We start from the raw sequence: 23,563 nt of genomic DNA on the forward strand, positions 1-23,563 counted from the left end.
TAGGCAAGCTTTACTATCTGACATGGCAACGGTGGCTTCGGTTTAGACGTTTGGTCGCACAAACATCTTCACCCGAATCCGCCGTTCCTTTTTTTGTGGGCGCTCCCCGGACTTCCGTGATGAACCAAAAAAAAACCGGCGCCCGAAGGCGCCGGTCGAGTGCTACGCGGTGGATCCGATCAGAAGATCGGGAAGATCTGGTGGCTCTGCACGCGCTTGGCGCAGGTCATCATCTTGCCGCCCTGGAGGGTGGTGAGCAGACCGGAGGAGACCAAGCGGTCGCGCGCGGCGTCCATGCAGCTGTAGTAGCCGCTGCGCGTTTGCGCGCTCAGCAGGCAAACCTCATTACTGGCCTGGATGGAGCCACCCGTGAACATCCCGCTTTGGCTGGCAATCGGAACGCCGGTATCGCAATCCGGCACGCTCGGGCTGCCGACCTTCGCGTTGCCCGGGGCCACCGGGAAGACGCCCACCGCGTTGATCTGCCAGCCGATATCCGCGAGCAGGTGCGGCGTGATGTCCAGGTTGGCCGCGCTGTACAGGGAGTCGTTGATCGCCGGTTCCATCAGCAGGTTTGGCGCTGCCGCGGTGTCGTAGTGCGAGCCGGACGAACCACCCTGCACCGGGTTCGGCATGAACAGGCGCGGACGGCCCTGGTCATCGGCACCCTGCAGCTTGGTCGTATCGACCACGTAGGACACCGTGACCGGCAGGTTGGCCTTGAACGACGTGCCTGCCGCCTGGGTCACGACGACCGTGGGGATGGTGATGGTCGCGTCGACGCCGGAGAAGTTCGGCGGCGGGTTCTGCGCTGCATTGTTGGCGATGATGACGCCGATGGCACCGGCGTTCTGCGCGTTCTTGGTCTTGACCGCGATCGCGCAACTGCCGCGGTCGATCAGTGCGATCTTGCCGGCGACGCTGCTGGTGATCGGCTCGCAGCCGTCGCCAGCCGTGCCGACGCTGTCGGTGCCCAGCACCACGCTACCGTTGAAGTTGGTGGTCGAGATCAGCGGGCCGAAGTTGACGCTGCCGAAGGCGTAGTTGCCGGCCACCGGAGCCGGGGAAAGCACGCGGAAGTCCTTGCGGTCATCCAGGATCAGGGCGGCGCCGGCCTTCGCGTTCGGCCCGGTGAACACGACGTTGCCGTAGTTGAGCGCGGATGCCTGACGCTCGGCGACGGTCATTTGCGTCCAGTACTTACCGGTCGTGTTGTCGTAGGTGAACACCGAGTAGATATCCGGGCGACCGGACAGGAACGTGCCGGCAGCTTCATTCTCGAAGTTCTGGAAGCCCAGGCCGTGGCCGAATTCGTGCATCACCACGTCGAGGAAATTGATCTGGCCGGCCGGCGTGTTGTCGTCCAGTCCGTAATAGAACGGGAAATCGGAGCTGTACTGTGAGCCGATGTCAAAGCTGGTCGGCGCCAGGTCGATGCCGGAAATCGCATCGGCGAGCGCGGCGTTGTACCAGACGTTGGTGACCGGAGCGTTGGTGAAGTTGGCATGCACCGTCTGAGAGCCCGCGGATCCAAGGACACTGGGGCCGAGCGGATTGAACTGCGCCGCGATGTAGATCGGTTGCTGGCTCTGCAGGATGCTGCCCCAGAGCTGCGCGGCATACGCCGCCACGAACTGGCGCTGCTGGCCACGCGTCGTGCCCGGGTTGCCGCCAACCGGTGCGACCACCGTGGTGTCGTTGTAGCCTTCGGCTGCGCCATCCAGGTTGACGAGGATGATGTCGGCGGCCTGTGCGGAGGAAGCGGCGCCGAGCACCGTCAACACGGCGACGGCGAGCGCGTTGCGGACCTTACTCATTGGTCACCTCCACGGCTTCGGGCGGTGCAGTCGAACCGTCGGTTTCGAGGATCCGCAGATTGCCATTGGCATCCTTCTGCACGTGGATGAAGTTGTGCAGTTCTTCGGGAACCACCGCGGCCGGCGAACCATCCGCGCCCACCACCACCGGACTGGCTGCAGCGGCCTGCACCTGCTGCACCTTGGCATCCGCCAGGGCTTTCTTCTGGACGACGTTGAGCGGCTTGCCGGCAATCGCCGGATCTGCCATCAGCGCGACGACGGCGAATGCCGCCAGCGCGCTAGTTGTTTTGATGGTGCTGGACATTAAAAACCCCCATGTGCACGGCAGCGCATTCGTCCGTGACGCGTATTCGCCCGAACCCCCCCGACGGACTGCCGCGACCGCCGGACTCGTGGACGTTACGTCAAACCGGTGGCCGCCTCAACGGTCAACCCGCGTTCATGTCGCCGGTTCAGCCAGATATTCAGCTGTGGGGCCTCAGATCAGTCCTCCGCCCAGCCCCAAGCGCCAGGTGGCGACCACGATCACCACGCAGTTGAGCACCAGCCCGGTCTTGGCGCGTCCGCGCTTGCCGGCAGAACTCACCGCGATGCCGATCGCGGCGAGGATCGCGCCGATCGCCGCGAACGGGATCAGCAGCCAGTTGGTGATGCCGACCAGCGGGATCAGTGCCAGCACCATCCAGATCATCGCCACGATGCCCCACAGGATGCTGATCAGTCCCATTGCTCTGCGTCTCCGGTCGTGCCGCGTTGCCCTGCGCGGGCGGATGGCTCAAGCATGCACGCCGTCGATCTCGACCGCCAGCTCGCGCCGGCAGACGTGGCCGTGCAGCAGCAGTGCCGGTACACCCGGCAGGCGTTGCCGCAACAGTGCATCGACCGCCGGCAGGGCGTCGGCATCGCGTACGTAGACCTTCAGGCGGGTGCCGTTGCCCGGACGATCCGGCACGCCGGGCCGCAATGCGCGCGCGCGCTCGACCAGGCTGCCCAGGTTGGCCAGCACTTCCTCGAACTGCGCCTGCAGGGAGTCGCCGTGCTGCGAGGCATGGCCGACCACCGCCGCGGTGCCGGAGACCAGCAGGGGCATCGCGGCGGAGGCGGGCAGCATGGCGCGGGCGAAGCCGGGTGCCTGCGGGCCGTACTGGCGGGGGTAGCGCCAGGCCTGCACCTGCCGCGGGTTTTCCAGCGGATTGCCGGGCGTCTTCGCCGCCAGCCAGTACAACTGCAGCCGGCCAGTGGCGCGTGGATGTCCGATCGCGGTCGCCGCTGGCAATTCCGCCGGCCCCAACGCGCGGCCGATGCCGCGTGCGCGGCCGACGCAGAAACGCCGGTAGCGTTCCTCGTCGCCGTCGCCGGCGGTGATCGCGTCGAGGTAATTCCAGATCCGCAGCGGATGCGGGTAGTCGCCGGCGGCCAGCCACGCCTGCAGGCGCGCGTAGGCCTGCTCGGCGGCCTGTTCGATGTCGCCGTCGCCGGCATCGGGCACCTCGAGCGCACCGAACTGCAGGTGGCCATCCTCGCTCCAGGCGATGCCGTCGCGGCGGCCATGGTGGACAGCGTGTTCCACCCGCCAGCATTCGAACGGCGCGTTGCCATGCACGGGCAGGTCCACCCGCAGGTAGCGCGGATCGGCGTGGATGGCGGGGGCCTGGTCACCGAAGCCGAACACCGCCAGCACTCGCGGATCGGCCAGCACGGCATCCAGCGGATCGTGCCGGTAGTCCACGGCAAGCGTGGCGGCAGGTTGCTGCAGGGGATCGGGAAGTGACGGCATCGGGGCGCGGATGATAGCGCGCGGGTCGCTGGCGCCGGGTCAGCGCGGTTGCGCCATCGGCAGGTCGGCGGCGAACTCGCCGGCGGGATCGTCGATCACCGGCGGGTTGGCGCGCACGCGCCGGTGGACCTGCCACAGGCCGCCACGACGCAGGCATTGCAGGACGATGTGGCTGGTGATCCGCCACAGGTCGCGCAACGGGCGGAAGTGGCTGGGGCGAAAGTCCGGCGCGGCGTGGACCGCGTTGTAGCGGGCTTCGATCGGCACCGACACACAGCGTGTGCCGAGCTCCTGTGCGGCCGACATCACCACCTGCGCCTCGAACACGAAATCCTCGCCGGGAATGCCGGCGCAGGCCAGCGCGCAGACCTCGGCCGGATACAGGCGTTGCCCGCTCTGGCTGTCCGCCACCTTGTAGCCAGTGCCCCACGCGATGCCCCAGTCGCCGAATTCGTTGGCCAGGCGCCGGTACAGCGGCTGGTTGGCGCGCTTGCGCAGGCGCGCGCCGATCACGATCCAGCCGCGCCGGCGATTGGCCGCGGCCAGCAAACGCGGGATGTCGTCGGCGCTGTGCTGGCCGTCGCCGTCCATCGTGATCACCGCCTCGAAACCGCGCCGCAGTGCCTCGGCGAAGCCCGTCCGCAGACCGGCGCCCTTGCCCATGCGGCTGGGGTGGCGCAACAGGGTCATCGGCAGGTCCGCGATCGCGTCCGCGGTGCCGTCGTCGGAACCGTCATCGACCACGATCACGTTCGGGCAGTGCCGCAGCGCGCCCTGCACCACGTCGCGGATGCGCAGGGCTTCGTTGAGGGCCGGCACGACCACGGCGATCCGCTCGGGGGTCAGCGGCTGGGGCTGGTCGTTCATCGGGCGCGAGTATGCCAGCGGCCCTGCCATGCCATTCGTCACGGGCCGCGCTTGGCGTAGCGCGCTAGCATCGGCGTTCAGGCAACGGCCGGGAACGGGACGGGACAGATGGGGCGGATCGATGCGAAACAGGCGTGGCTGGGGGCGATGCTGGTGACCGGCGTGGGCATGGGCAATGCGATGGCTCAGGCGCCGCAGGTCAGCGTGGCCGACTACGAACGCGCCGCCAGCATGCTCGGGGACCGCACCGGCCCGCTGGTGGACCACGCGACCAGCGGCATCGGCTGGCTGGACGACGGCAGCCTGGTCTATCGCGAACGCAGCAATGGCGTGGAGCGCGTGCTGCGCTTCGACCCGGCGACCGGCAAGACCGCGGCGGCATTCAATGCGCAGGCGCTGGCCGATGCGATGAACCTGGCCGCCGGTGGCAAGGGCCGTCCGGTCGAGGCCGGCAAGCTGCCGCCACTGCGGGTCACCCGCAATGCCGACGGCAGCCTGCGCCTGGCCGGCATGCAGGGCGAGTTCCGCTGCGATGCCGCGGGGTGCAGTGCCCTGGCGAAGGCGGCCACGGGGCCGGAGCCCGGTGCGGCCTCGCCCGACGGCAGCCGCGAGGCCTTCATCCGCGACTGGAACCTGTGGCTGCGCGATGTCGCCAGCGGCAAGGAAACCCAGCTCACCTTCGACGGCAAGCCCGACTACGGCTATGCCACCGACAACGCCGGCTGGAAGCACACCGACGAGGCGATCCTGGTGTGGTCGCCGGATGGCCGGAAGATCGCCACCTTCCAGCAGGACCAACGCAAGACCAGCACCATGACCCTGGTCGCGACGAATGCCGGCCAGCCGAAGGTCGAGCAGTGGAAGTACCCGTTCGTGGGCGACAAGGACGTGACCATGATCGAGCGGGTCATCATCGACCTGTCCGCGGCCACGCCGAAGACGATCCGCCTGCAATTGCCGCCCGACCAACACCGCTCCACCTGCAGCGACGACATCGCCTGCAGCGAAGGCTGGGAAGACGTGCAGTGGGCACGGGACGGCAAGACCCTGGCCTTCGTCAGCACCGATCGCGGCCACAAGTCCGCGATCCTGCGCGTGGCCGATGCCGCCACCGGCAAGGTCCGCGACGTCCATACCGAAACCGTGAAGACCCAATACCAGAGCGCACCGGCGCTGGACTCGGTCAGCTGGCGCTACCTGCCGGAGAGCAACGAGTTCCTCTGGTTCAGCCAGAAATCCGACTGGGGCCATCTCTACCTGCATGACCTGGCCACCGGCAAGCAGAAGCGCCAGCTCACCCGCGGCGACTGGAACGTCGCCAAGGTTGCGCATGTCGATACCGCCTCGCGCACGCTTTGGTTCGAGGGCGTGGGCCGCGAAGCCGGGCGCGACCCGTACTTCGTGCACTTCTACAAGGTCGGCCTGGATGGCGGCGACGTGCAGTTGCTGACGCCCGAGAACGCCAACCACGCGATCACGCTGTCCGAGGACGGCAAGCGTTTCGTCGACGTGGTTTCGACCATCGACACTGCGCCGGTCGCCGTGGTCCGCGATGCCGAGGGCAAGCAGGTCGCCGAACTCGCCCGCACCGACCTGTCGCGCTTGAAGGCGGCCGGCTGGGTCGCGCCGGAATCGTTCACGGTCAAGGCGCGCGACGGCAAGACTGACCTGTACGGGCAGATGTTCAAGCCGTCCAACTTCAATGCATCGAAGAAGTACCCGATCGTCACCTACATCTATCCCGGCCCGCAGGTCGGTTCGGTGCGCTCGCGCAGCTTCAGCGCCGCGCATGGCGACCATCAGGCGCTGGCGGAACTCGGCTTCATCGTGATCGCGGTGGACGGCATGGGCACGCCGATGCGCAGCAAGTCCTTCCAGGACGCGTGGTACGGCGATATGGCTGACAACACCTTGCCGGACCAGGTTGCCGCGCTGAAGCAACTGGCGGCAAAGCATCCGTGGATCGACGCGACCCGCGCCGGCATGTGGGGCCATTCCGGCGGCGGCAATGCCACCGCGACGGCGCTGTTCCGCTACCCCGAGGTGTACAAGGTCGGCATCGCCGAATCCGGCAACCACGACAACCTGGCGTACGAGGACGATTGGGGCGAGCGCTACCACGGCCTGCTGGAAACCAAGGCCGACGGCACCACCAATTACACCGGCCAGGACAACGCCGCCTACGCCAAGAACCTGCAAGGCAAGCTGTTCCTGCTGCACGGGATGATGGACGACAACGTGCCGCCGCAATCCACCCTGCTGGTGGTGGACGCGCTGATGAAGGCGAACAAGGATTTCGACCTGCTGCTGCTGCCGCATGCCCGCCACGGCTTCGGCCGCGACAGCTACTACGTCATGCGCCGCCGCTGGGACTACTTCGTCCAGCACCTGCTGGGCGCCACCCCGCCGAAGGAATTCGAGCTGAAGCCGAAGATGTAATCCAGCGGTATCGCGATCCGAAAAGGGGACGGAGGGAATCAAGCGCGCTTGATTCCCTCCGTCCCCTTTTCGCTCACCGCGCGCCCTGCCCGAACAGGATTTTCTTCTGCTCGTCGCTCATCGGCTTGCCCGCGTCCGGGCTGACCTGCTTCGTCAGCGCATAGGCGCGCTTGGTGGCCGGGCGTGCGCGGATCGCGGCCTGCCAGCGCTGCACGTTGGCGAACGGCGACAGGTCCAGCGGCGCCTTGTCGTACGGGCTGATCCACGGATAGCTGGCCATGTCGGCGATGCTGTACTCGCTGCCGGCGATGAAGTCACGACCTTGCAGTTGCGTGTCGAGCACGCCCAGGAGGCGCTCGGCTTCCTTGCGGTAGCGGTCTTTCGCATACGCGATGTCTTCGGGTGCGTAGACGTGGAAGTGACCGTACTGCCCGGTCATCGGCCCCAGTCCGCCCATCTGCCAGAACAGCCATTCGTTGACCAGGGTGCGCTGGCGCAGCGCGGTGCCGGCATCCGCGCCATCGGGAATGCCCAGGAAGCGGCCGATCTTGTTGGCGAGGTAGACCAGGATCGCGCCGGACTCGAATACCGTGATGGCGTCGCCGCCATCGGCGGGCGCGTGGTCGACGATCGCCGGCATCTTGTTGTTCGGCGAAATCTTAAGGAAATCGGCGTGGAACTGCGCGCCCTTGCCGATATCGACCGGCTTGATCGTGTAGTCCAGCCCGGCCTCTTCCAGGAACAGGCTGACCTTGTGTCCGTTAGGCGTGGGCCAGTAATGCAGGTCGATCATCGCGGCGCTCCGTGCGTGGGGAGCGTCACTCTAGTCCCGTCGTGGTGCAGGTGCCGGCAACGCAGTGTTGCGCGTCAGCGCGCGGGTGCCTCGTTCGCCGGTCGCCGCTGGGTTTGTTCGGGTTGCACCAGTTTCGCGTTCGCACCAATGGTCGCGCAGCCGCGACCATCGGCTTGGCCGGCGCTGCAGCGGTAGACGCGGACGTAATCGACCAGCATGCCCTGCGGGAACGCGGCCTCGTCGATGCCGGTGGCATTGACCTTGCCGGCCCAGTTGCCGCCGACCGCGAGGTTCAGCAGCAGGTGGTATTTCGAGGCACGGTCGAACGGCGCGCCCGCGGGCGCATCGACCCAGTCGCCGCCCTTGCGCAGTTGCGACCACCAGCCATCCGCGCGCTGCGTGGCGTAGTGCATGCCGTCCACGTACCAGCGGATCTCGCCTTCCTCCCACTCCAGTGCGTACACGTGGAAGCCGTCGGAAGGGCTCGCTCCGTTCGGCAGCCGATGCCAGGTGCCGGTATGCACGTTGCCCGGCGGCGTGCGGCCGTAATGCAGAGTGCCGTGCACGCGGGTTTCCTTCGTGCCCGGCGGCGCGCCGGGTTCGTCGGTGGGCGTGCCGAGGTTCACCGCTTCCATGATGTCGATCTCGCCGGAGCCTGCCCACGTGCCATAAGGCGAATCGGTGGGCAGCATCCAGATCGCCGGCCACGCGCCTTGCCCGTGCGGCAGGCGTGCGCGTACCTCGAAGCGGCCGAAGGTCCATTCCTGCCGGTGCTTCGTGCGCAGGCGCGCCGAGGTGTAGGGCAACGTGGCCTTCAGGCGTCCGCCCCCGTCCGGCTGGTTGCTGGCGGTGAACGCCTCGCGCTTGGCGACGATGTACAGCAGGCCGTCGGCGACGAAAGCGTTGGCGAACTTGCCGCGGCGGCGGGTGTAGCACTGCTGTTCGGCATTGCCGCCACCCCAGCAGTTTTCCTCCAGCTCCCACTTCGTGCGGTCGATCGCGTCGCCGTCGAACTCGTCCTGCCAGGCGAGTTGCCATGGCGCGGGCGCGTCGGCAGCGGTGACGGGGTCGTCGCCGAGCAGCAGCATCGAAAACAGGGCGAAGGCGTGCATGTCAGCGGATCGGGCAGTCGACCTTGTGGTCGAAGTCGGTGCTCGCCACCACCTTCGACAACGCCAGCTGCAGGCCGTTGCTGCCGCGCAGGAAGAACGGCATGTCCAGCTTGCCGGTATCGGCGCCGGCCACGCGCAGGCACTTGAGCTGCACACCCAGCCGCGTCCACTCGCCCTTCGGCAACGTGGCCAGCGCGTTGCCGATCGGCACCTCGCCCTTGCAGCCGGTGCCGCAGCCGGACCCGATCGCCGCAGTGGCGCCGGCCGGCAGCGCATCGACGCGCACGGTGGCGACCACGAACACGTCGCCGTTGGTCTCGCGGACCAGGTCGACCGGCGTGTTCGAGCGCACCTCGACCACGCCATCGCCCTTGAACGCGAACTGGCGCGCGCCTTCCTGGATGTTGGTGTTGATCGCGGTCATCGCCAACGAGCCGTCGGTGGTGGTCGCATGCGGATGCACGATGTCCATCGCCTTGCCGTCGGCGCCGACCAGCCGCAGCGTGGAGCCGGTGGTGGCCACGCCGTTGTCGAACCACAGGTTGGTGCGCGCGGCATCCGGGTCGATGCCGGGATCCTCGCTCAGCGCCGTGAATCCGCCCTTGTCCGTGTAGGTCAGGCCGAAGCCGAACGGGAACAACGGGTCGTAATTCTTCTGGCCAAAGTTGTTGTCGTTCTGGTCGGCGCGCTTCGGCCACGAATAGCTGAGCTTGCCGTGGAAGTCGTGCTGGACCTTGCCGTCCTTGCCGCGCAGCAGCACGTCGGCGATGCCCGCGCCTTCCGAGCCCGGCAGCCACGCGGCGACGAAGGCGTCGGCGGCGTTGAGTTCGCGGTTCATCCACAGCGGGCGACCGCTGAGGAACACCGCGACCACCGGGATGCCGTCGGCCTTCAGTTTCTTGATCAGTTCGAGGTCGCCGGACTTGCCGGCCTTGAACATCAGGTTGGGCAGGTCGCCCTGGAACTCGGCGTACGGATCCTCGCCGAACACGACGACGGCGACGTCGGGCTTGGTCGCGTACTTGCCGTTCGCCGCGAGTTCGACCTTGCCGCCGGCGGCAGTCACCTGCTGGCGGAAACCATCCGAAATCGAATCCGCGTTCGGGAAGTCGGCGCGCTTGGTGCCATCGCCTTGCCAGGTCAGCGTCCAGCCGCCGGTCTGCTTGGTCAGGTTGTCGGCGCCGTCGCCCGCGAGCAGGATCTTCGCGTTCGGCGACAACGGCAGCAGGCCGCCCTGGTTCTTGAGCAGTACCAGCGATTCGCGCACCGCCTGGCGGGCGACCGCGCGATGCGCCGGTGCGCCCAACAGATCGAACTTGCCGCCCAGCGCACGTTGCGAGGGGCGAGGCTTCTCGAACAGTCCCATGCGGAACTTGGTGCGCAGGATCCGGCGCACCGCATCGTCGAGGCGCGCCATCGGGATCGCGCCGGACTTCACGTGCGCCAGCGTGGACTCGTACAGGCCCTTCCAGCTGTCCGGCGCCATCGGCATATCCAGCCCGGCGTTGTAGGTTTGCGCGCAATCGGTGTTGGTGCAGCCCTTGACCTGGCCGTGACCGTTCCAGTCGCCGACGATGAAGCCGCCGAAATTCATCCGCTCCTTGAGTACGCCGGTGAGCAGGCCCTTGTGGCCGTGCATCTTCTCGCCGTGGAAGCTGTTGTACGAGGCCATCACCGACTGCGCGCCGGCGGCGATCGACGGCACGTAACCCGCTGCATGCACGTCGCGCAACATGGCTTCGCTGACCTCGGTATTGCCCTGGTCCTTGCCATTGGTGGTGCCGCCATCGCCCAGGAAATGCTTGACCGTGGTCATCACGTGGTGGTCGTCGAGGAAGTCAGTCGCGCCTGCCTTGCCCTGCAGGCCCTCCACCATCGCCGGCGCCAGCAACGCGACCACACCGGCATTTTCCGAATAGCCTTCGTAGGTGCGGCCCCAGCGGTCGTCCTGCGGCACCGCCACGGTCGGCGCGAACGTCCATTCCATGCCGGTGGTGCGGGTCTCCACCGCGGTGATGCGGCCGATCTCGCGGATCAGGTCGGGGTTGCGGGTCGCGCCCAGGCCGATGTTGTGCGGGAACAGGGTCGCGCCGACGATGTTGCTCTGCCCGTGCACGGCGTCGATGCCCCAGATCACCGGGATCGCCTTGCCGCCGCGCGAGGTGTCCATCGACTCCTCCCAGAACGCATCGGCAAGGTCGAGCCAGGCCTTGGGCGCGGCGTTGTACTGGTTGCCCGGATCGGAGCCGCCGCCGGCCAGGATCGAGCCAAGCCGGTACTTGCGCAGGTCGTCGGGCGTGATCGAGTCGATGTCGCCCTGCACGGTCTGCCCGACTTTTTCCTCCAGCGTCATCGTCGCCATCAATGCGTCGATCTTCCGTTCCAGCGCGGCGTCGGCCGGCAGCGGCCACGCCGGTTGCGGCCAGTGCGCGGGATCGATGGTCGCGGTCGCAGGCGCGGCGGCGCGCTCGTCCGCGGCGAAGGCGGCGGTCGCGGTCAGCAAGGCCACGGCGAGCAGGCTGCGGCGGAACGCATGGCGGGTGATGCGGGGGAGGGCGTGATGCGACGGCATGTCGGCGGTTCCTGGGACGGCGGGGCGTTAGGATGTTGAATTGGTGCGCAGCGCAATGACAGCGTTGTCAGCACGGGCGCACAATAGCGGGTACGACCGGCGAACGCTTGCTGCAAAGCGGCAAGGCTGCGCCGCGTGGCAAGACTCGACACTTTCGTTGCGGCCGGCGAGCCGGTGCGGGGAACAGGCAATGGGCGACACGAAACCAGCGGTGGACGAAGCCGCGAGCGAGCAGGCGCGGGCGAAGGCCGGGCGCGTGCGCATCGAGGACGTGGCCGAGGCGGCCGGCGTCTCGATGAAGACGGTGTCGCGCGTGCTCAACAACGAGCCCAACGTGTCCCCGCGCACCCGCACCCTGGTCGAGGCCGCGGTCGAAAAGCTGCGTTATCGGCCGTTGCCGTCGGCGCGCGTGCTGGCCGGGCGGCGCTCGTACCTGGTGGCGATGCTGTTCGACAACCCGTCGAGCAACTACCTGATGGAAATCGAGCTGGGCGTGCTGGATGCCTGCCAGGCGCAGCACTACAACCTGATGCTGGCGCCGCTGGTCTACAACGCCGACGACATCATCGGCAAGGTCGAGGCGCTGGTGGTGCAGGCGCAACTGGACGGGGTGATCCTGACCCCGCCGATCACCGACGACGTGGCCCTGCTGCGCCGCCTGGAAGAGCTCGGGATCCCGTACGCCAGCATCTCGGCGAAGGAGCAGAACCGGCATGTGGGCGTGGTCGTGGACGAGCACGGCGCGGTGTGCGCGATGATGGCCCACCTCGCGTCGCTCGGCCATCGACGCATCGGCCACGTCCGTGGCCATGCCGCGCACGGTGCCAGCGGCTGGCGGCTCGCCGGCTACCGCGAGGGGTTGCGCCGGGCCGGCTTGCGCTATGACGCGAAGTTGGTCGTGGATGGCGAATTTTCATACGAGTCCGGCTACGCCGCGACCAACGCCCTGCTCGACCTGGAGGATCGGCCGACCGCGATCTTCGCCGCCAACGACGACATGGCCGCCGGTGCGATCTGCGCGATCTGCGAGCGTGGCCTGTCGGTGCCCGGTGATATTTCGGTCTGCGGCTTCGACGACACGCCCATCGCGCACCAGATCTATCCGGCGCTGACCACGGTGCGCCAGCCCACCCGCGAGATGGGTCGCCTCGCCGCCAGCGAGCTGCTCAAGGAGGTGCGCGAACTGGGTAGCGGCGGCATCGTCGACGTGGCCTATGCGCTGCAATTGCGGCGCTCGACCGGGCATGCTCCAGCGGCGGATTGAGGCACGCCGAGGCCCTACGGCTCGCCGATGCGCAGAGCCTGCCGCTTGCTGCGCGAACGCCGGGTTGGGCCACTTCAATACGCGTCGACGAAGGCGCGATGGCGGATCTGCGCTATCGCATGGACCTGTACCGGGCCAGCGGTCGGCTCAGCTTTCACGAACATGAGCCACTTCCCGGGCAGCGCTGGATGATGCTGCTCGAAGCGCTGGGGGTGCTGCCCGAGGCGGCGGATTGGCTGCTTCCGGCGATTCCACCTGCGGATCTTGCGCGGCGCATGGACCAGGTGCGCGACGTCCTCGCCCGCGCCGTGGCCGGCTTGCCGACCCACGAGCAGGCCCTCGCCCACCTGCGTCAGCCAAAAGGTGCCAGCCAATGAGCCACGCCCTGCGCAGCATCGTCATCGTGGGGGGCGGCACCGCGGGCTGGATGACCGCGGCCGCGCTGTCCAAGGTGCTGGGTCAGTCGGACTGCAGCATCACGTTGGTCGAATCCGAGCAGATCGGCACGGTCGGCGTAGGCGAGGCAACCATTCCGCAGATTCTCACCTTCAACCGCCTGCTCGGCATCGACGAGGACGATTTCGTTCGCAGTACGCAGGCGACCTTCAAGCTCGGCATCCGCTTCGATGACTGGGCACGGGTCGGCGATAGTTATCTGCATCCGTTTGGCGTGTTCGGCGTGCCGATCGAAGCAATACCCTTCCATCACTATTTCCTCAAGCTGCGCGGACTCGGTCGCCTTGAGCGCATCGACGAGTTCTCCCTCGCCTGCATGGCCGCGCCGCAGGGTCGATTCACCCGACCGCTGGATATCCCCAACTCGCCGCTGGCGCAGATCGCCTACGCTTTCCAGTTCGACGCCAGCCTTTACGCCCGCTTCTTGCGCCGCTATGCCGAGGCACGCCGGGTGCAGCGCATCGAGGGCCGTATCACCCACGTGCATCAGCATGCGGAGAGCGGCTTCGTCGAATCGGTGGAACTCGACAATGGCAGGCGCGTCGAGGGCGAGTTGTTCATCGACTGCTCCGGCTTTCGTGGATTGCTGATCGGCGAGGCCATGGGGGTTGCCTACCGTTCCTGGAGCCACTGGTTGCCGTGTGACCGCGCTTTGGCCGTTCCTTGCCAGCGGCCGGGCCCACCCGAGCCCTTCACCTGCGCGACCGCTCGTACAGCCGGCTGGCAATGGCGAATTCCGCTGCAACACCGCAATGGCAACGGCTACGTCTACAGCAGTGGCTTCATCGAGGAAGCCGAGGCCGAGACGACGCTGCTTGCCAACCTGGATGGTGCGACGCTCGGGCCGCTGAACCGGCTGCGCTTCACGCCCGGTCGTCGCGAGCGCTTCTGGGAGCGCAACGTGGTGGCGATTGGCCTCTCCAGCGGCTTCCTCGAGCCCCTGGAATCGACCAGCATCCACCTGATCCAGTCCGGCATCGCCAAGTTGATCGGCATGTTTCCCGGGCGGGATTTCGCGCAGGTCGACATCGACAAGTACAACCAGCAATCGATCAATGAGATCGAGCGCATCCGCGACTTCGTGATCCTCCACTACAAGGCAACTGAGCGCGAAGACTCGCCGTTCTGGCGCTACTGCAATGCGATGTCCATCCCTGACAGCCTCGCCGAGAAGATCGCGTTGTTCCGCGCCAACGGGCGGCTTTACCGGGAACACGACGAGCTGTTCTCCGAGACCAGCTGGCTGGCGGTGATGCTCGGCCAGCGCATCGTCCCGGATGCCTACCACCCGCTGGTCGACGGTTATCCGATTGAGCCGCTGTTCCAGTATCTCGACCAGACCCGCCAAGTCATCCGCCGCGCCGCAGCAGCGATGCCCACCCACGAGGCCTTCATTCGCCAGCATTGCCAGGCGGCAACAAACCATTAGCCACTGCAACGCACGTTTGCGTAAGCGTTGCAGGCGTCCATCGTCCCCTACGAATTTTCATCCGGCAGAGACGTTTTCCCCATGCCCAGACATTTGGCTTCCAGTGGGCTCGTGCTCTTTGCACTCGTGCTGACACTCGCCGCAGCACCTGCGCAGGCGCAAGCGGAAGATCCGGTCGCGTCTGACCGCAAGACCTACGAGAAAATCGGCCGCTTCGATGCCGGTCAACTCAAGCGCGAACAGGACACCATCCGCGTCGAAGGAAACTCTTTTGTCGATGAAAACGGAAAGACCTTCGTTTTTCGCGGCGTGAGCATTGCCGACCCGGACAAGCTGAGCAAGGAAAACCAGTGGAACCGGCGCCTGTTCGAGGAAGTAAAGCGATGGGGCGCCAATACCATTCGCGTGCCCATTCACCCCCACACCTGGCGCGAGCGCGGTCAAGCTGACTACCTGGCGCTGATCGACCAGGCGGTGATCTGGGCCAATGAACTCGACATCTACCTGATCATCGACTGGCACTCCATCGGCTATCTCGCCAGCGGCACCTATCAGCATCCGCTGTACGTGACCGACCGTCAGGAAACCGTGCGCTTCTGGCACGAGATCGCCTACCGCTATCAGGGCATCCCCACCACGGCTGCCTATGAACTTTTCAACGAACCGACCACGCTGCAGGAGCCCTGGGGCGACACCCAATGGGCCGAGTGGAAAGCGCTGAATGAGCAGATGATCGATGTGATCTACGCGATGGATGCGCAGGTCATTCCGTTGGTCGCTGGCTTCAATTGGGCCTACGATTTGACGCCAATAAAGATGTCACCCATCGACCGCCCAGGCATTGCCTACACCTGTCATCCCTACCCGCAAAAGGCGCAGCCCGAGCCGGTCAGCAAGGACAACTTCTTTGCGCTATGGGAAGAAAAATGGGGCTTTGCCAGCAAGACCTACCCGATGATCTGCACCGAACTCGGCTGGGTGCAGCCCGGTGGCTATGGCGCGCATGTTCCAGTCATGAACGACGGCAGCTATGGCCCGCATATAGTGGAGTTCATGGAAAGTCGCGGTGTCTCATGGACCGCATGGGTATTCGATCCCCGGTGGGCGCCCACCATGATCAACGATTGGGATTTCACGCCCTCCGAGCAAGGGGCATTCTTCAGGCAAGTGATGCAAGCCAAGGCAAATAGAGAACCTGCTGATCACTGACCTGGGATGACTCCGAGGATATGGGTCGGCGCTGCAAGCTTCCGCATCGTTGTCGAGCCTGCTGCGATACGCCCGGCCGCCGCGCCCAGCTCGACACCACCGTGCGCCAGCTGCCGCCGCACATGGCCTTCATCCGCAATTGCGCGCCGGTGCCGCCGGCCTGATGTCAGTCGCGCGCGGCGTGCAGCGTGCGCAGCTTCGGCGTCACCATCGGGATGGTCAGCATGGTGCTGGCCACCGCCATCAACAGCAGCGCGGTGAATGTCGCGTTGGTGATGATCGCCTTGTCCAGCAGCACGTTGGCGAAGATGATCATGATCAGCGCCTTGGTCTGCAGCAGCCAGCCGATCACCGACGCATCGCCCGGCGGCCACTTGAGCAGCCAGCCTGCTAGCCGCACGGCCGCGAGCTTTCCGGCGACCGACGCCACCAGCAGGCCGGCGGCGGCGATGAACACCGCGCTGCCGCCGACATCCCATGACGTGCGCAGGCCGGTGCTTAGGAAGAACACCGGCATGATCACCAGCAGCACGTTGTGGCGCAGGCGGTCCATGTCGGCCTGGTCGAACCATTCGGCATCCATCACCACCCCGGCCAGGAAGGCGCCGACCATGAAGTGCAGGCCGGACCAGTCGGCACCGAATGCGCAGATCGCCAGCCAGACCAGCATCACGTACCAGCGGTCGCGTTCCGGGATGCGGCGCATCAGTGCGCGGAAGCCGACGCAGGCGAGCGCGAACAGGGCCAGGAAGGCGGCTTGCCGCCCGATCCGTTGCCAGTCCATCAGGATGATCGCCAGCACGCCCCAGATCGCGATGTCGTCGAGGCTGGCGTAGCGCAGGATGCGTTGCCCCAGCGGGCTGCGCAGGATGTCCAGTTTTTCCATCAGCAGGATCAGGATCGGCAGCGCGGTGACCGCGCAGGCCATGCCGATCCCGGCCACGAACTGCCAGGGTCGGCCCTGGTCGCCGATCCAGCCGGTGAAGCCGAGCATCACCGCGGCCACCGCTGCGCCCGCCAACAGAGGCAGGCCCAATGCAAGCCCGGCGGTGACGCCGGTGTCGCGACGGCTTGCCCACGCCTTGCGCACGTCGAGTTCGATTCCCGCGATCATCACGAACAGCATGACCGCCCACCAGGCAACGCCGTTAAGCGCGAGGATCACGTCGCGGTTGAACACGGTCGCGTGCAACTCAGGCAACGCCTTGCCCAGCACCCCGGGACCGAGCAGGATCCCGGCGATGATCTGCACCACCACCAGCGGCGCCCAGTAGTCGGTGCGGCACAGCCGCCAGACCAGGTAGGGCACCGCGAAGATGACCACCATCGCGACCAGGAACAGCTCGGTGGTCGTGATGGCATGGGTCATTCAGATCTCCGGTGGCGCGCGCGGCGCGTTATCAGTGGCCGCCCTGCGCGGTCAGCGCGTCCAGGTCGATGCCCTGCTTCTGCAACGCGCGCTTTGCGGCGATGGCGTAGAAGGCCAGGTAAGCGAAGCACAGCACGCCGACCACGAAGCTGTAATGGATGCCGTGCATGTCGGCGATCACGCCCTGCAGCCAGCTGACGATGCCGCCGCCCATGATCATCATGATCAGCAGGCTGCTGCCCTGGTTGGTGTTCCTGCCCAGGCCGGTGATCGCCAGGGTGAAGATGCACGGCCACATCGTGCTGCAGAACAGGCCGACGCTGATGAAGGCGACCACGCTGGTCATGCCGGTGGTCAACATGCCGATCACCAAGGCGGCGATGCCGCAGATCGCGAAGTAGAGCAGCATCCGCGCCGGGTTGCCGCGGCTGGCGAAGGTCGCCGCGATCATCAACACGATGACGAAGCCATACATGAAGAAGTGCGAGATCTCGTGGTTGGCGAACGCGTTGACCGCCAGGAACACCCCGAACGCGAGGTAGGGCAGCAGGATCGTCAGCATCCACTTGGTGCGCTTGGCGACGTCGAACGCGCCGGCCGCGCCGGCCCAGCGGCCGATCATCAGGCTGGCCCAGTACAGCGACACGAACGGCGCGATCAGCGCGGTCTCGATGCCCAGCCCGCCCTCGGAGACCGGCAGTTCCAGGTAGGCCGGCATGTTGCTGATCGTCGAGACTTCCACGCCGACGTAGACGAAGATCGCGATCATGCCCAGCACCAGTTGCGGGTAGCCGAACGCGGATGGCTTGTGGGCCAGCTTGCTGGCATCCGAGGCTTCGTCGGCGGCCAGGCCGTCGAGGTCGACCTGGTTGGGCACCGAGGAGAACTTCAGGAACACCGCGACCAGCACGAACGCGGCACCCAGCACCAGGTAGGGGATCTTGACGCTCTCGATGCTGGCCTCGGTGCCGCCGGCGGCAACGCTTCCGAAGATCGCGAAGCTCACCAGCAGCGGTCCGATGGTGGTGCCGAAGTTGTTGACGCCGCCGGCCATGGTCAGGCGCTGCGCGCCGGTGGCCGGGTTGCCCATCACGATCGCCAGCGGGTTGGCCGCGATCTGCTGCAGCGAGAAGCCCAGGCCGACGATGAACAGGCCCGACAGCATCAGGCCGTAGGAACCGCTGTTCGCCGCCGGGTAGAACAGCAACGAGCCCATCGCCGAGATCAGCAGGCCCAGGCAGATGCCGTTCTTGTAGCCGATCCGGTTGAGCACGTCCGCGCCGATCAGCTTGGACGTCATGAAATAGATCAGCGAGCCCACCGTGTAAGCCACGTAGAACGCCAGCGACACCAGCTGGCTCTGCGCCTGCGACAGGTCGAAGGCCTTCTTGAACACCGGGATCAGGATGTCGTTGCTGGCCGCCACGAAGCCCCAGAAGAAGAACACCGTGATGAGGACGCCGAACTGCGACCAACGCGTTTGCTGGTGGGCCATGGGATTCCGCCGTGAGTGGTTGTCGTTGCCGCGTGGTGGCTGCGTCGCCCCCGCGCGCACTATCGCCGATGCACAGGCGAGCATGGCTTTTACCGTCCGGCTGACAACGCTGTCAAATCAATGTCCGTGATGGGATCCGAGCGGCAATGAAAGGTTGACGTGACGCCCGACAATCGCTGCAATGCAGCATCCCGACGCGCGATGCCATGACGATGTCCGAGCCCAATGCCCGCCTCAATCCGCTGCCCGCATTGATCTTCTCCTCGCGCTGGCTGCAGCTGCCGCTGTACCTGGGCCTGATCGTCGCGCAGGGCGTGTACGTGTTCCTGTTCCTGAAGGAACTGTCGCACCTGGTGACGGACATCACCACCCTGAACGAGCAGCAGGTGATGCTGCTGGTGCTGGGCCTGATCGACGTGGTGATGATCAGCAACCTGCTGATGATGGTGATCGTCGGCGGCTATGAGACCTTCGTCTCGCGCATGCGCCTGGACCGCCATCCGGACCAGCCGGAATGGCTGAGCCACGTCAACGCCAGCGTGCTCAAGGTCAAGCTGGCGATGGCGATCATCGGCATCTCCTCGATCCACCTGCTGAAGACCTTCATCGAGGCCGGCACCCTGGATGGCGTGCCGTTGTGCGGCACCTCGGCCGCGTTCGCAGCGGCGAAGGACGCGCTGGCCGCCAACTATGTCGGTGCCACCTGCAGCAAGGTCACCGCCACCGGCGTGATGTGGCAGACCGTCATCCACACCATCTTCATCCTCTCTGCGCTGGGCATCGCCTGGACCGACAAGGTGATGACCGGCAGCAGCAAGCGCGAATCGCACGCGCATTGATCGGGCGAGCAGCCGGGGCGTGTTGTTCGCGCAGCGGCAGTTCGACGCGTAGCGAATAGCCGCAACGGCCATTTGCGAATCGGCGTCGCCCGCCGCTGCGCCGGTAGAATGTCGGCATGGATGTTTCCCACCTGCTCGACGGGCTGAACCCGGCCCAGCGCGAGGCCGTGTCCGCTGCGCCGGGCCACTATCTTGTCCTCGCCGGCGCCGGTTCCGGCAAGACCCGCGTGCTCACCCATCGCATCGCCTGGCTGCACGAGGTGTTCGGCGTGCCGATGCACGGCATCCTCGCGGTCACCTTCACCAACAAGGCGGCCGGCGAGATGCGCGCGCGCATCGCCGCGCAGCTGGGTGGCGAGCCGCGCGGCATGTGGGTCGGCACCTTCCACGGCATCGCCCATCGCTTGTTGCGCCTGCACTGGCAGGACGCGAAGCTGCCGGAAAGCTTCCAGGTGCTGGACAGCGACGACCAGCAGCGCCTGGTAAAACGCGTGGTGCAGGCGCTCGAACTGGACGAGGCGCGCTTCCCGCCGCGGCAGATCGCATGGTGGATCAACGCGCAGAAGGACGAAGGCCGCCGGCCGCAGCACATCCAGCCGGAAGGCGACGAATGGGCCTCGGCGATGCTCAGTGCCTACACGGAATACCAGGCGCGTTGCGAACGCGCGGGTCTGGTCGATTTCGCCGAACTGTTGCTGCGCGCGCATGAAGTCCTGCGCGACACGCCGGCATTGCTCGCGCATTACCGGCATCGCTTCGGCCAGCTGCTGGTCGACGAATTCCAGGACACCAACGCGATCCAGTACGGCTTCGTGCGCCTGCTCGCCGGCGACACCGGCCAGGTCTTCGTGGTCGGCGACGACGACCAGGCGATCTACGGCTGGCGCGGGGCGAAGGTCGAGAACGTGCAGAGGTTCCTGCGTGATTTTCCCGGCGCGGCCACGCTGAAGCTCGAACAGAACTACCGCTCCAGCGCCAATATCCTCAATGCCGCGAATGCGGTGATCGCGCACAACCAGGATCGCCTCGGCAAGCAGTTGTGGACCGATGCCGGCGAGGGCGACCCGATCGACCTCTACGCCGCGTGGAACGAGATCGACGAGGCGCGCTACGTGGTCGAACGCATCTCGCAATGGGTGCGCGACGGCGGTGCCCACGGCGAGGCCGCGATCCTCTACCGCAGCAATGCGCAGTCGCGTGCCTTCGAAGAAGCCTTGCTGGCGGCACAGGTGCCGTATCGCGTGTATGGCGGGATGCGCTTCTTCGAGCGCGCCGAGATCAAGGACGCGCTGGCCTACCTGCGGCTGGTCGCCAACCGCGACGACGACGCGGCATTCGAGCGCGCGGTGAACACGCCCACGCGCGGCATCGGCGAACGCACGCTGGATGAGGTGCGGCGGACCGCACGCGCGCAGCGGGAATCGTTGTGGCGGGCATCGCGCCGGCTCTGCGAGACATCGACCTTGGCCGGCCGCGCGCGCAATGCACTGGCCGGGTTCGGCCAGCTCATCGACCTGCTGGCGATGGAAACCGTCGACATGCCGTTGCCCGAGAAGATCGACCACGTGCTGGCGCGTTCCGGCCTGCGCGAACACTGGGCGAAGGAAGGGCGTGGCGGGCTGGATTCGGAATCGCGCATCGAGAACCTGGACGAGCTGGTCTCGGTGGCGTCGCGCTTCACCCGTCGCGACGACGACGAAGCCGCGGGCCTGACCGAACTCGTCGCCTTCCTGAGCTACGCCGCGCTGGAAGCGGGCGAAGGGCAGAGCGAGGCCGGTGCCGACGGCGTGCAGTTGATGACCCTGCACAGCGCGAAGGGCCTGGAATTCCCGCTGGTATTCCTGGCCGGGCTGGAAGAAGGCCTGTTCCCCAATGCGAAATCGGCCGAGGAGGCAGGACGCATGGCCGAGGAACGCCGGCTGGCCTACGTCGGCATCACCCGCGCGCGCCAGCAACTGGTGTTGAGCCATGCCGAGACCCGGCGCATCCACGGCAGCGACATGTATGGCCTGCCGTCGCGCTTCCTGCGCGAGATCCCCAAGCCGCTGCTGCGCGAGATCCGCCCGAAGCCGCAGGCACCGGCGTTCGCGCCCCGTGGTGGTTACGGGCAGGCCGGCCGCTTCGCCCCGCGCGACCGTGGCCATGCCGCGATCGAGGCGCCGGCGGTGCGCCTCGGGTCAAACGTGCGCCATCCGACCTTCGGCACCGGCTTCGTCACCGACGTCGAAGGCAGCGGCGCGCATGCGCGCATCCAGGTCAACTTCGACGATGCCGGCAGCAAGTGGCTGGTGCTGGCCTACGCCAACCTGCAGCCGGCGTAAGCGCTACCAGCTGTAGAGCTTGTAGTAGGTCATCGGCGCCTCGCCCTTGTTCCAGTCGAGCTTGCCGTCGCCATCGCGGTCGTGGATGTAGTACGTCGGCCCGCGGAACGGCACCACCTTGACCATCTTCAGCGCACCGGCGACGCGGTACTCGGTGATCGTGTCGCCGTTGGCTTCCTTGCGGGTGACAGGCTCGGCATTCGCCAGCATCTCTTCCGGCGGCACCGTGCTGCAGGCGGACAGCGCGAGTGCGAACAGGATCAGCAAGGTCTTGCGCATGTCGGGCTCCTGCGTGGGGTGGTCGAAGTATGCGCGATGGCGGCTGCGGCGCGCCGTGAAACGCGAGGCATCAGGCCTCGTCCGCGGCCGGTTCGAGGGAAAGGAAACCGCCGGACTGCCGTTGCCATAGCTGCGCGTACAGGCCACCGCGCGCCAACAGCTGCTCGTGGCTGCCTTCCTCGACGATGCGACCCGCATCCATCACCACCAGCCGGTCCATCGCGGCGATGGTCGACAACCGATGCGCGATCGCGATCACGGTCTTGCCCTGCATCAGCCGGTACAGGTTTTCCTGGATCACCGCCTCGACTTCGGAATCCAGTGCCGAGGTCGCCTCGTCCAGCACCAGGATCGGCGCGTTCTTCAGCAGCACGCGGGCGATGGCGATGCGCTGGCGCTGGCCTCCGGACAGCTTGACGCCGCGCTCGCCGACCTGCGCATCGAATCCGCGACGCCCCTTGGCATCGACCAGTTCGGCGATGAAGCCGTCGGCATTCGCCTGTCGCGCCGCCTCGATCATTTCATCTTCGGTCGCATCCGGCCGACCGTAGAGGATGTTCTCGCGCACGCTCCGATGCAGCAGCGAAGTGTCCTGGGTGACCACGCCGATCTGCGCGCGCAGCGAATCCTGCTGCACGCTGGCCACGTCGACGCCATCCACGGTGATCCGCCCGGCCTCCACGTCGTGGAAGCGCAGCAGCAGGTTCACCAGCGTTGACTTGCCGGCGCCGGAGCGACCGACCACGCCGATCTTCTCGCCGGCGCGGATATGCAGTCCCAGGTGTTCGATGACGCCGCTGCCCTTGCCGTAGTGGAAGGCCACATCCTCGAAGCGGATCTCGCCGGCAACGCGCGGCAAGGCCGGAGCGCCCGGCGCATCGTCCACCGTCGGCGGCAGCGAGATCGAGCTGATCCCGTCATGCACCGTGCCGATGTTCTCGAATAGCGCCGACAGCTCCCACATGATCCAGTGCGACATCCCCAACAGGCGCAATGCCAGCGCGGACGCGACGGCCACCGCACCCACGCTGACGTGTCCGTGCAGCCACAGCCACAAGCCCAGCGCGGCCACCGCGAACAGCAGTGCCATGTTCAGCGCGTACAACAGGCTGTAGACATTGGTCGCCAGGCGCATCTGCCGGTACACGGTCTGCAGGAAACCGCCCATCGCGTCGCGCGCGTAGGCCTGCTCGCGCTGCGAGTGCGAGAACAGCTTGACCGTGGCGATGTTGGTGTAGCTGTCGACGATGCGCCCGGTCATGTCGGAGCGCGCGTCGGCCTGTTGCTGCGAGACCTTGCCCATCTGCGGCACGAACCAGCGCATCAGCAATGCATAGCAGCCCAGCCAGCCGGCGAATGGCAGCATCAGCCGCCAATCCGCACTGGCGGCGACGATGAGCGTGCCGCCGAAATACACCAGCACGTAGTTGCCGATGTCGAGCAGCTTGACCACGGTCTCGCGCACCGCCAGCGAGGTCTGCATCAGCTTGGTGGCGATGCGCCCGGCGAACTCGTCCTGGAA

General features: G+C 66.6%; 19 protein-coding genes. 7 read left to right on the forward strand and 12 right to left on the reverse strand.

Translation table 11 applies throughout. The annotated features are described in order from the left end of the window. Positions 1–179: 179 nt before the first annotated feature. The 5 genes from ACE3T8_RS13910 to ACE3T8_RS13930 all read right to left on the reverse strand — a co-directional run bounded on the left by ACE3T8_RS13910 (position 180) and on the right by ACE3T8_RS13930 (position 4,464). Entirely contained in the window at positions 180–1,817 is a 1,638-nt protein-coding gene (locus ACE3T8_RS13910; RefSeq protein ID WP_374609908.1) for a PA domain-containing protein, read from the reverse strand. After that, positions 1,810–2,124 (reverse strand): hypothetical protein, encoded by a 315-nt coding sequence (locus tag ACE3T8_RS13915; protein ID WP_374609910.1) that lies wholly within the window; start codon positions 2,122–2,124, stop codon positions 1,810–1,812. Before ACE3T8_RS13915 ends, ACE3T8_RS13910 begins: the two co-directional genes overlap by 8 nt. 174 nt (positions 2,125–2,298) lie before the next feature. Next, on the reverse strand, positions 2,299–2,547 hold the full coding sequence (locus ACE3T8_RS13920) for a hypothetical protein (RefSeq protein ID WP_374609912.1): 249 nt from the start codon (positions 2,545–2,547) through the stop codon (positions 2,299–2,301). A 48-nt stretch (positions 2,548–2,595) separates the two neighbouring features. Continuing rightward, the gene (locus tag ACE3T8_RS13925) at positions 2,596–3,597 is read right to left on the reverse strand and encodes a pteridine-dependent deoxygenase (protein WP_374609914.1); all 1,002 of its coding nucleotides are present in this window, start codon (positions 3,595–3,597) and stop codon (positions 2,596–2,598) included. A gap of 39 nt (positions 3,598–3,636) precedes the next feature. Further along, positions 3,637–4,464, reverse strand: a complete 828-nt coding sequence (locus tag ACE3T8_RS13930) for a glycosyltransferase family 2 protein (protein WP_374609916.1) — start codon at positions 4,462–4,464, stop codon at positions 3,637–3,639. Between the two features lie 108 nt (positions 4,465–4,572). Between ACE3T8_RS13930 and ACE3T8_RS13935 the strand changes: the two genes are divergently transcribed. Continuing rightward, a complete protein-coding gene (locus tag ACE3T8_RS13935; protein ID WP_374609918.1) occupies positions 4,573–6,903 on the forward strand; it encodes a DPP IV N-terminal domain-containing protein in 2,331 nt (776 codons plus the stop codon). Positions 6,904–6,976: 73 nt separating this feature from the next. On the opposite strand, the gene ACE3T8_RS13940 is transcribed toward ACE3T8_RS13935, so the two are convergent. The 3 genes from ACE3T8_RS13940 to ACE3T8_RS13950 all read right to left on the reverse strand — a co-directional run bounded on the left by ACE3T8_RS13940 (position 6,977) and on the right by ACE3T8_RS13950 (position 11,380). Next, positions 6,977–7,696 (reverse strand): glutathione binding-like protein, encoded by a 720-nt coding sequence (locus tag ACE3T8_RS13940; protein ID WP_374609920.1) that lies wholly within the window; start codon positions 7,694–7,696, stop codon positions 6,977–6,979. Positions 7,697–7,770: 74 nt separating this feature from the next. Next, positions 7,771–8,808, reverse strand: coding sequence for a family 16 glycosylhydrolase (locus tag ACE3T8_RS13945; RefSeq protein ID WP_374609922.1), 1,038 nt, complete (start codon positions 8,806–8,808; stop codon positions 7,771–7,773). 1 nt (position 8,809) lies between these two features. Further along, on the reverse strand, positions 8,810–11,380 hold the full coding sequence (locus ACE3T8_RS13950; protein WP_374609924.1) for a glycoside hydrolase family 3 N-terminal domain-containing protein: 2,571 nt from the start codon (positions 11,378–11,380) through the stop codon (positions 8,810–8,812). Between the two features lie 190 nt (positions 11,381–11,570). On the opposite strand from ACE3T8_RS13950, the gene ACE3T8_RS13955 reads away from it, so the two are divergent. The 4 genes from ACE3T8_RS13955 to ACE3T8_RS13970 all read left to right on the forward strand — a co-directional run bounded on the left by ACE3T8_RS13955 (position 11,571) and on the right by ACE3T8_RS13970 (position 15,738). After that, positions 11,571–12,644, forward strand: coding sequence for a LacI family DNA-binding transcriptional regulator (locus ACE3T8_RS13955; protein ID WP_374609926.1), 1,074 nt, complete (start codon positions 11,571–11,573; stop codon positions 12,642–12,644). 98 nt (positions 12,645–12,742) lie between these two features. After that, positions 12,743–13,021, forward strand: a complete 279-nt coding sequence (locus tag ACE3T8_RS13960; RefSeq protein ID WP_374609927.1) for a hypothetical protein — start codon at positions 12,743–12,745, stop codon at positions 13,019–13,021. After that, the gene (locus tag ACE3T8_RS13965) at positions 13,018–14,529 is read left to right on the forward strand and encodes a tryptophan halogenase family protein (RefSeq protein WP_374609929.1); all 1,512 of its coding nucleotides are present in this window, start codon (positions 13,018–13,020) and stop codon (positions 14,527–14,529) included. The genes ACE3T8_RS13960 and ACE3T8_RS13965 overlap by 4 nt, the downstream gene beginning before the upstream one ends. An 81-nt stretch (positions 14,530–14,610) precedes the next feature. Further along, positions 14,611–15,738, forward strand: coding sequence for a glycoside hydrolase family 5 protein (locus ACE3T8_RS13970; RefSeq protein ID WP_374609930.1), 1,128 nt, complete (start codon positions 14,611–14,613; stop codon positions 15,736–15,738). Between the two features lie 166 nt (positions 15,739–15,904). On the opposite strand, the gene ACE3T8_RS13975 is transcribed toward ACE3T8_RS13970, so the two are convergent. Next, complete coding sequence (locus ACE3T8_RS13975; RefSeq protein WP_374609931.1) at positions 15,905–17,107, reverse strand: cation:proton antiporter; 1,203 nt, start codon at positions 17,105–17,107, stop codon at positions 15,905–15,907. A gap of 31 nt (positions 17,108–17,138) precedes the next feature. Beyond that, the gene (locus ACE3T8_RS13980) at positions 17,139–18,602 is read right to left on the reverse strand and encodes an MFS transporter (protein ID WP_374609934.1); all 1,464 of its coding nucleotides are present in this window, start codon (positions 18,600–18,602) and stop codon (positions 17,139–17,141) included. 212 nt (positions 18,603–18,814) lie between these two features. Here ACE3T8_RS13980 and ACE3T8_RS13985 point away from each other — a divergent pair, with 212 nt between their 5' ends. Continuing rightward, positions 18,815–19,441 carry a TIGR00645 family protein gene (locus ACE3T8_RS13985; RefSeq protein WP_374609936.1) on the forward strand — a complete coding sequence of 209 codons (627 nt, stop codon included), beginning with the start codon at positions 18,815–18,817 and terminating at the stop codon, positions 19,439–19,441. A gap of 116 nt (positions 19,442–19,557) precedes the next feature. Beyond that, on the forward strand, positions 19,558–21,762 hold the full coding sequence (gene uvrD / locus ACE3T8_RS13990; protein WP_374609938.1) for a DNA helicase II: 2,205 nt from the start codon (positions 19,558–19,560) through the stop codon (positions 21,760–21,762). A 3-nt stretch (positions 21,763–21,765) separates the two neighbouring features. Here uvrD and ACE3T8_RS13995 read toward each other — a convergent pair whose 3' ends face one another. Both ACE3T8_RS13995 and ACE3T8_RS14000 read right to left on the reverse strand, forming a co-directional pair. Continuing rightward, positions 21,766–22,041 (reverse strand): DUF2782 domain-containing protein, encoded by a 276-nt coding sequence (locus ACE3T8_RS13995; protein WP_374609940.1) that lies wholly within the window; start codon positions 22,039–22,041, stop codon positions 21,766–21,768. 70 nt (positions 22,042–22,111) lie between these two features. After that, positions 22,112–23,563: ABC transporter ATP-binding protein (locus tag ACE3T8_RS14000; protein ID WP_374609942.1), on the reverse strand; the 1,452-nt coding region annotated here is incomplete at its 5' end.

It is taken from the genome of Thermomonas sp., from assembly GCF_041919455.1.
Lineage (GTDB): Bacteria > Pseudomonadota > Gammaproteobacteria > Xanthomonadales > Xanthomonadaceae > Thermomonas.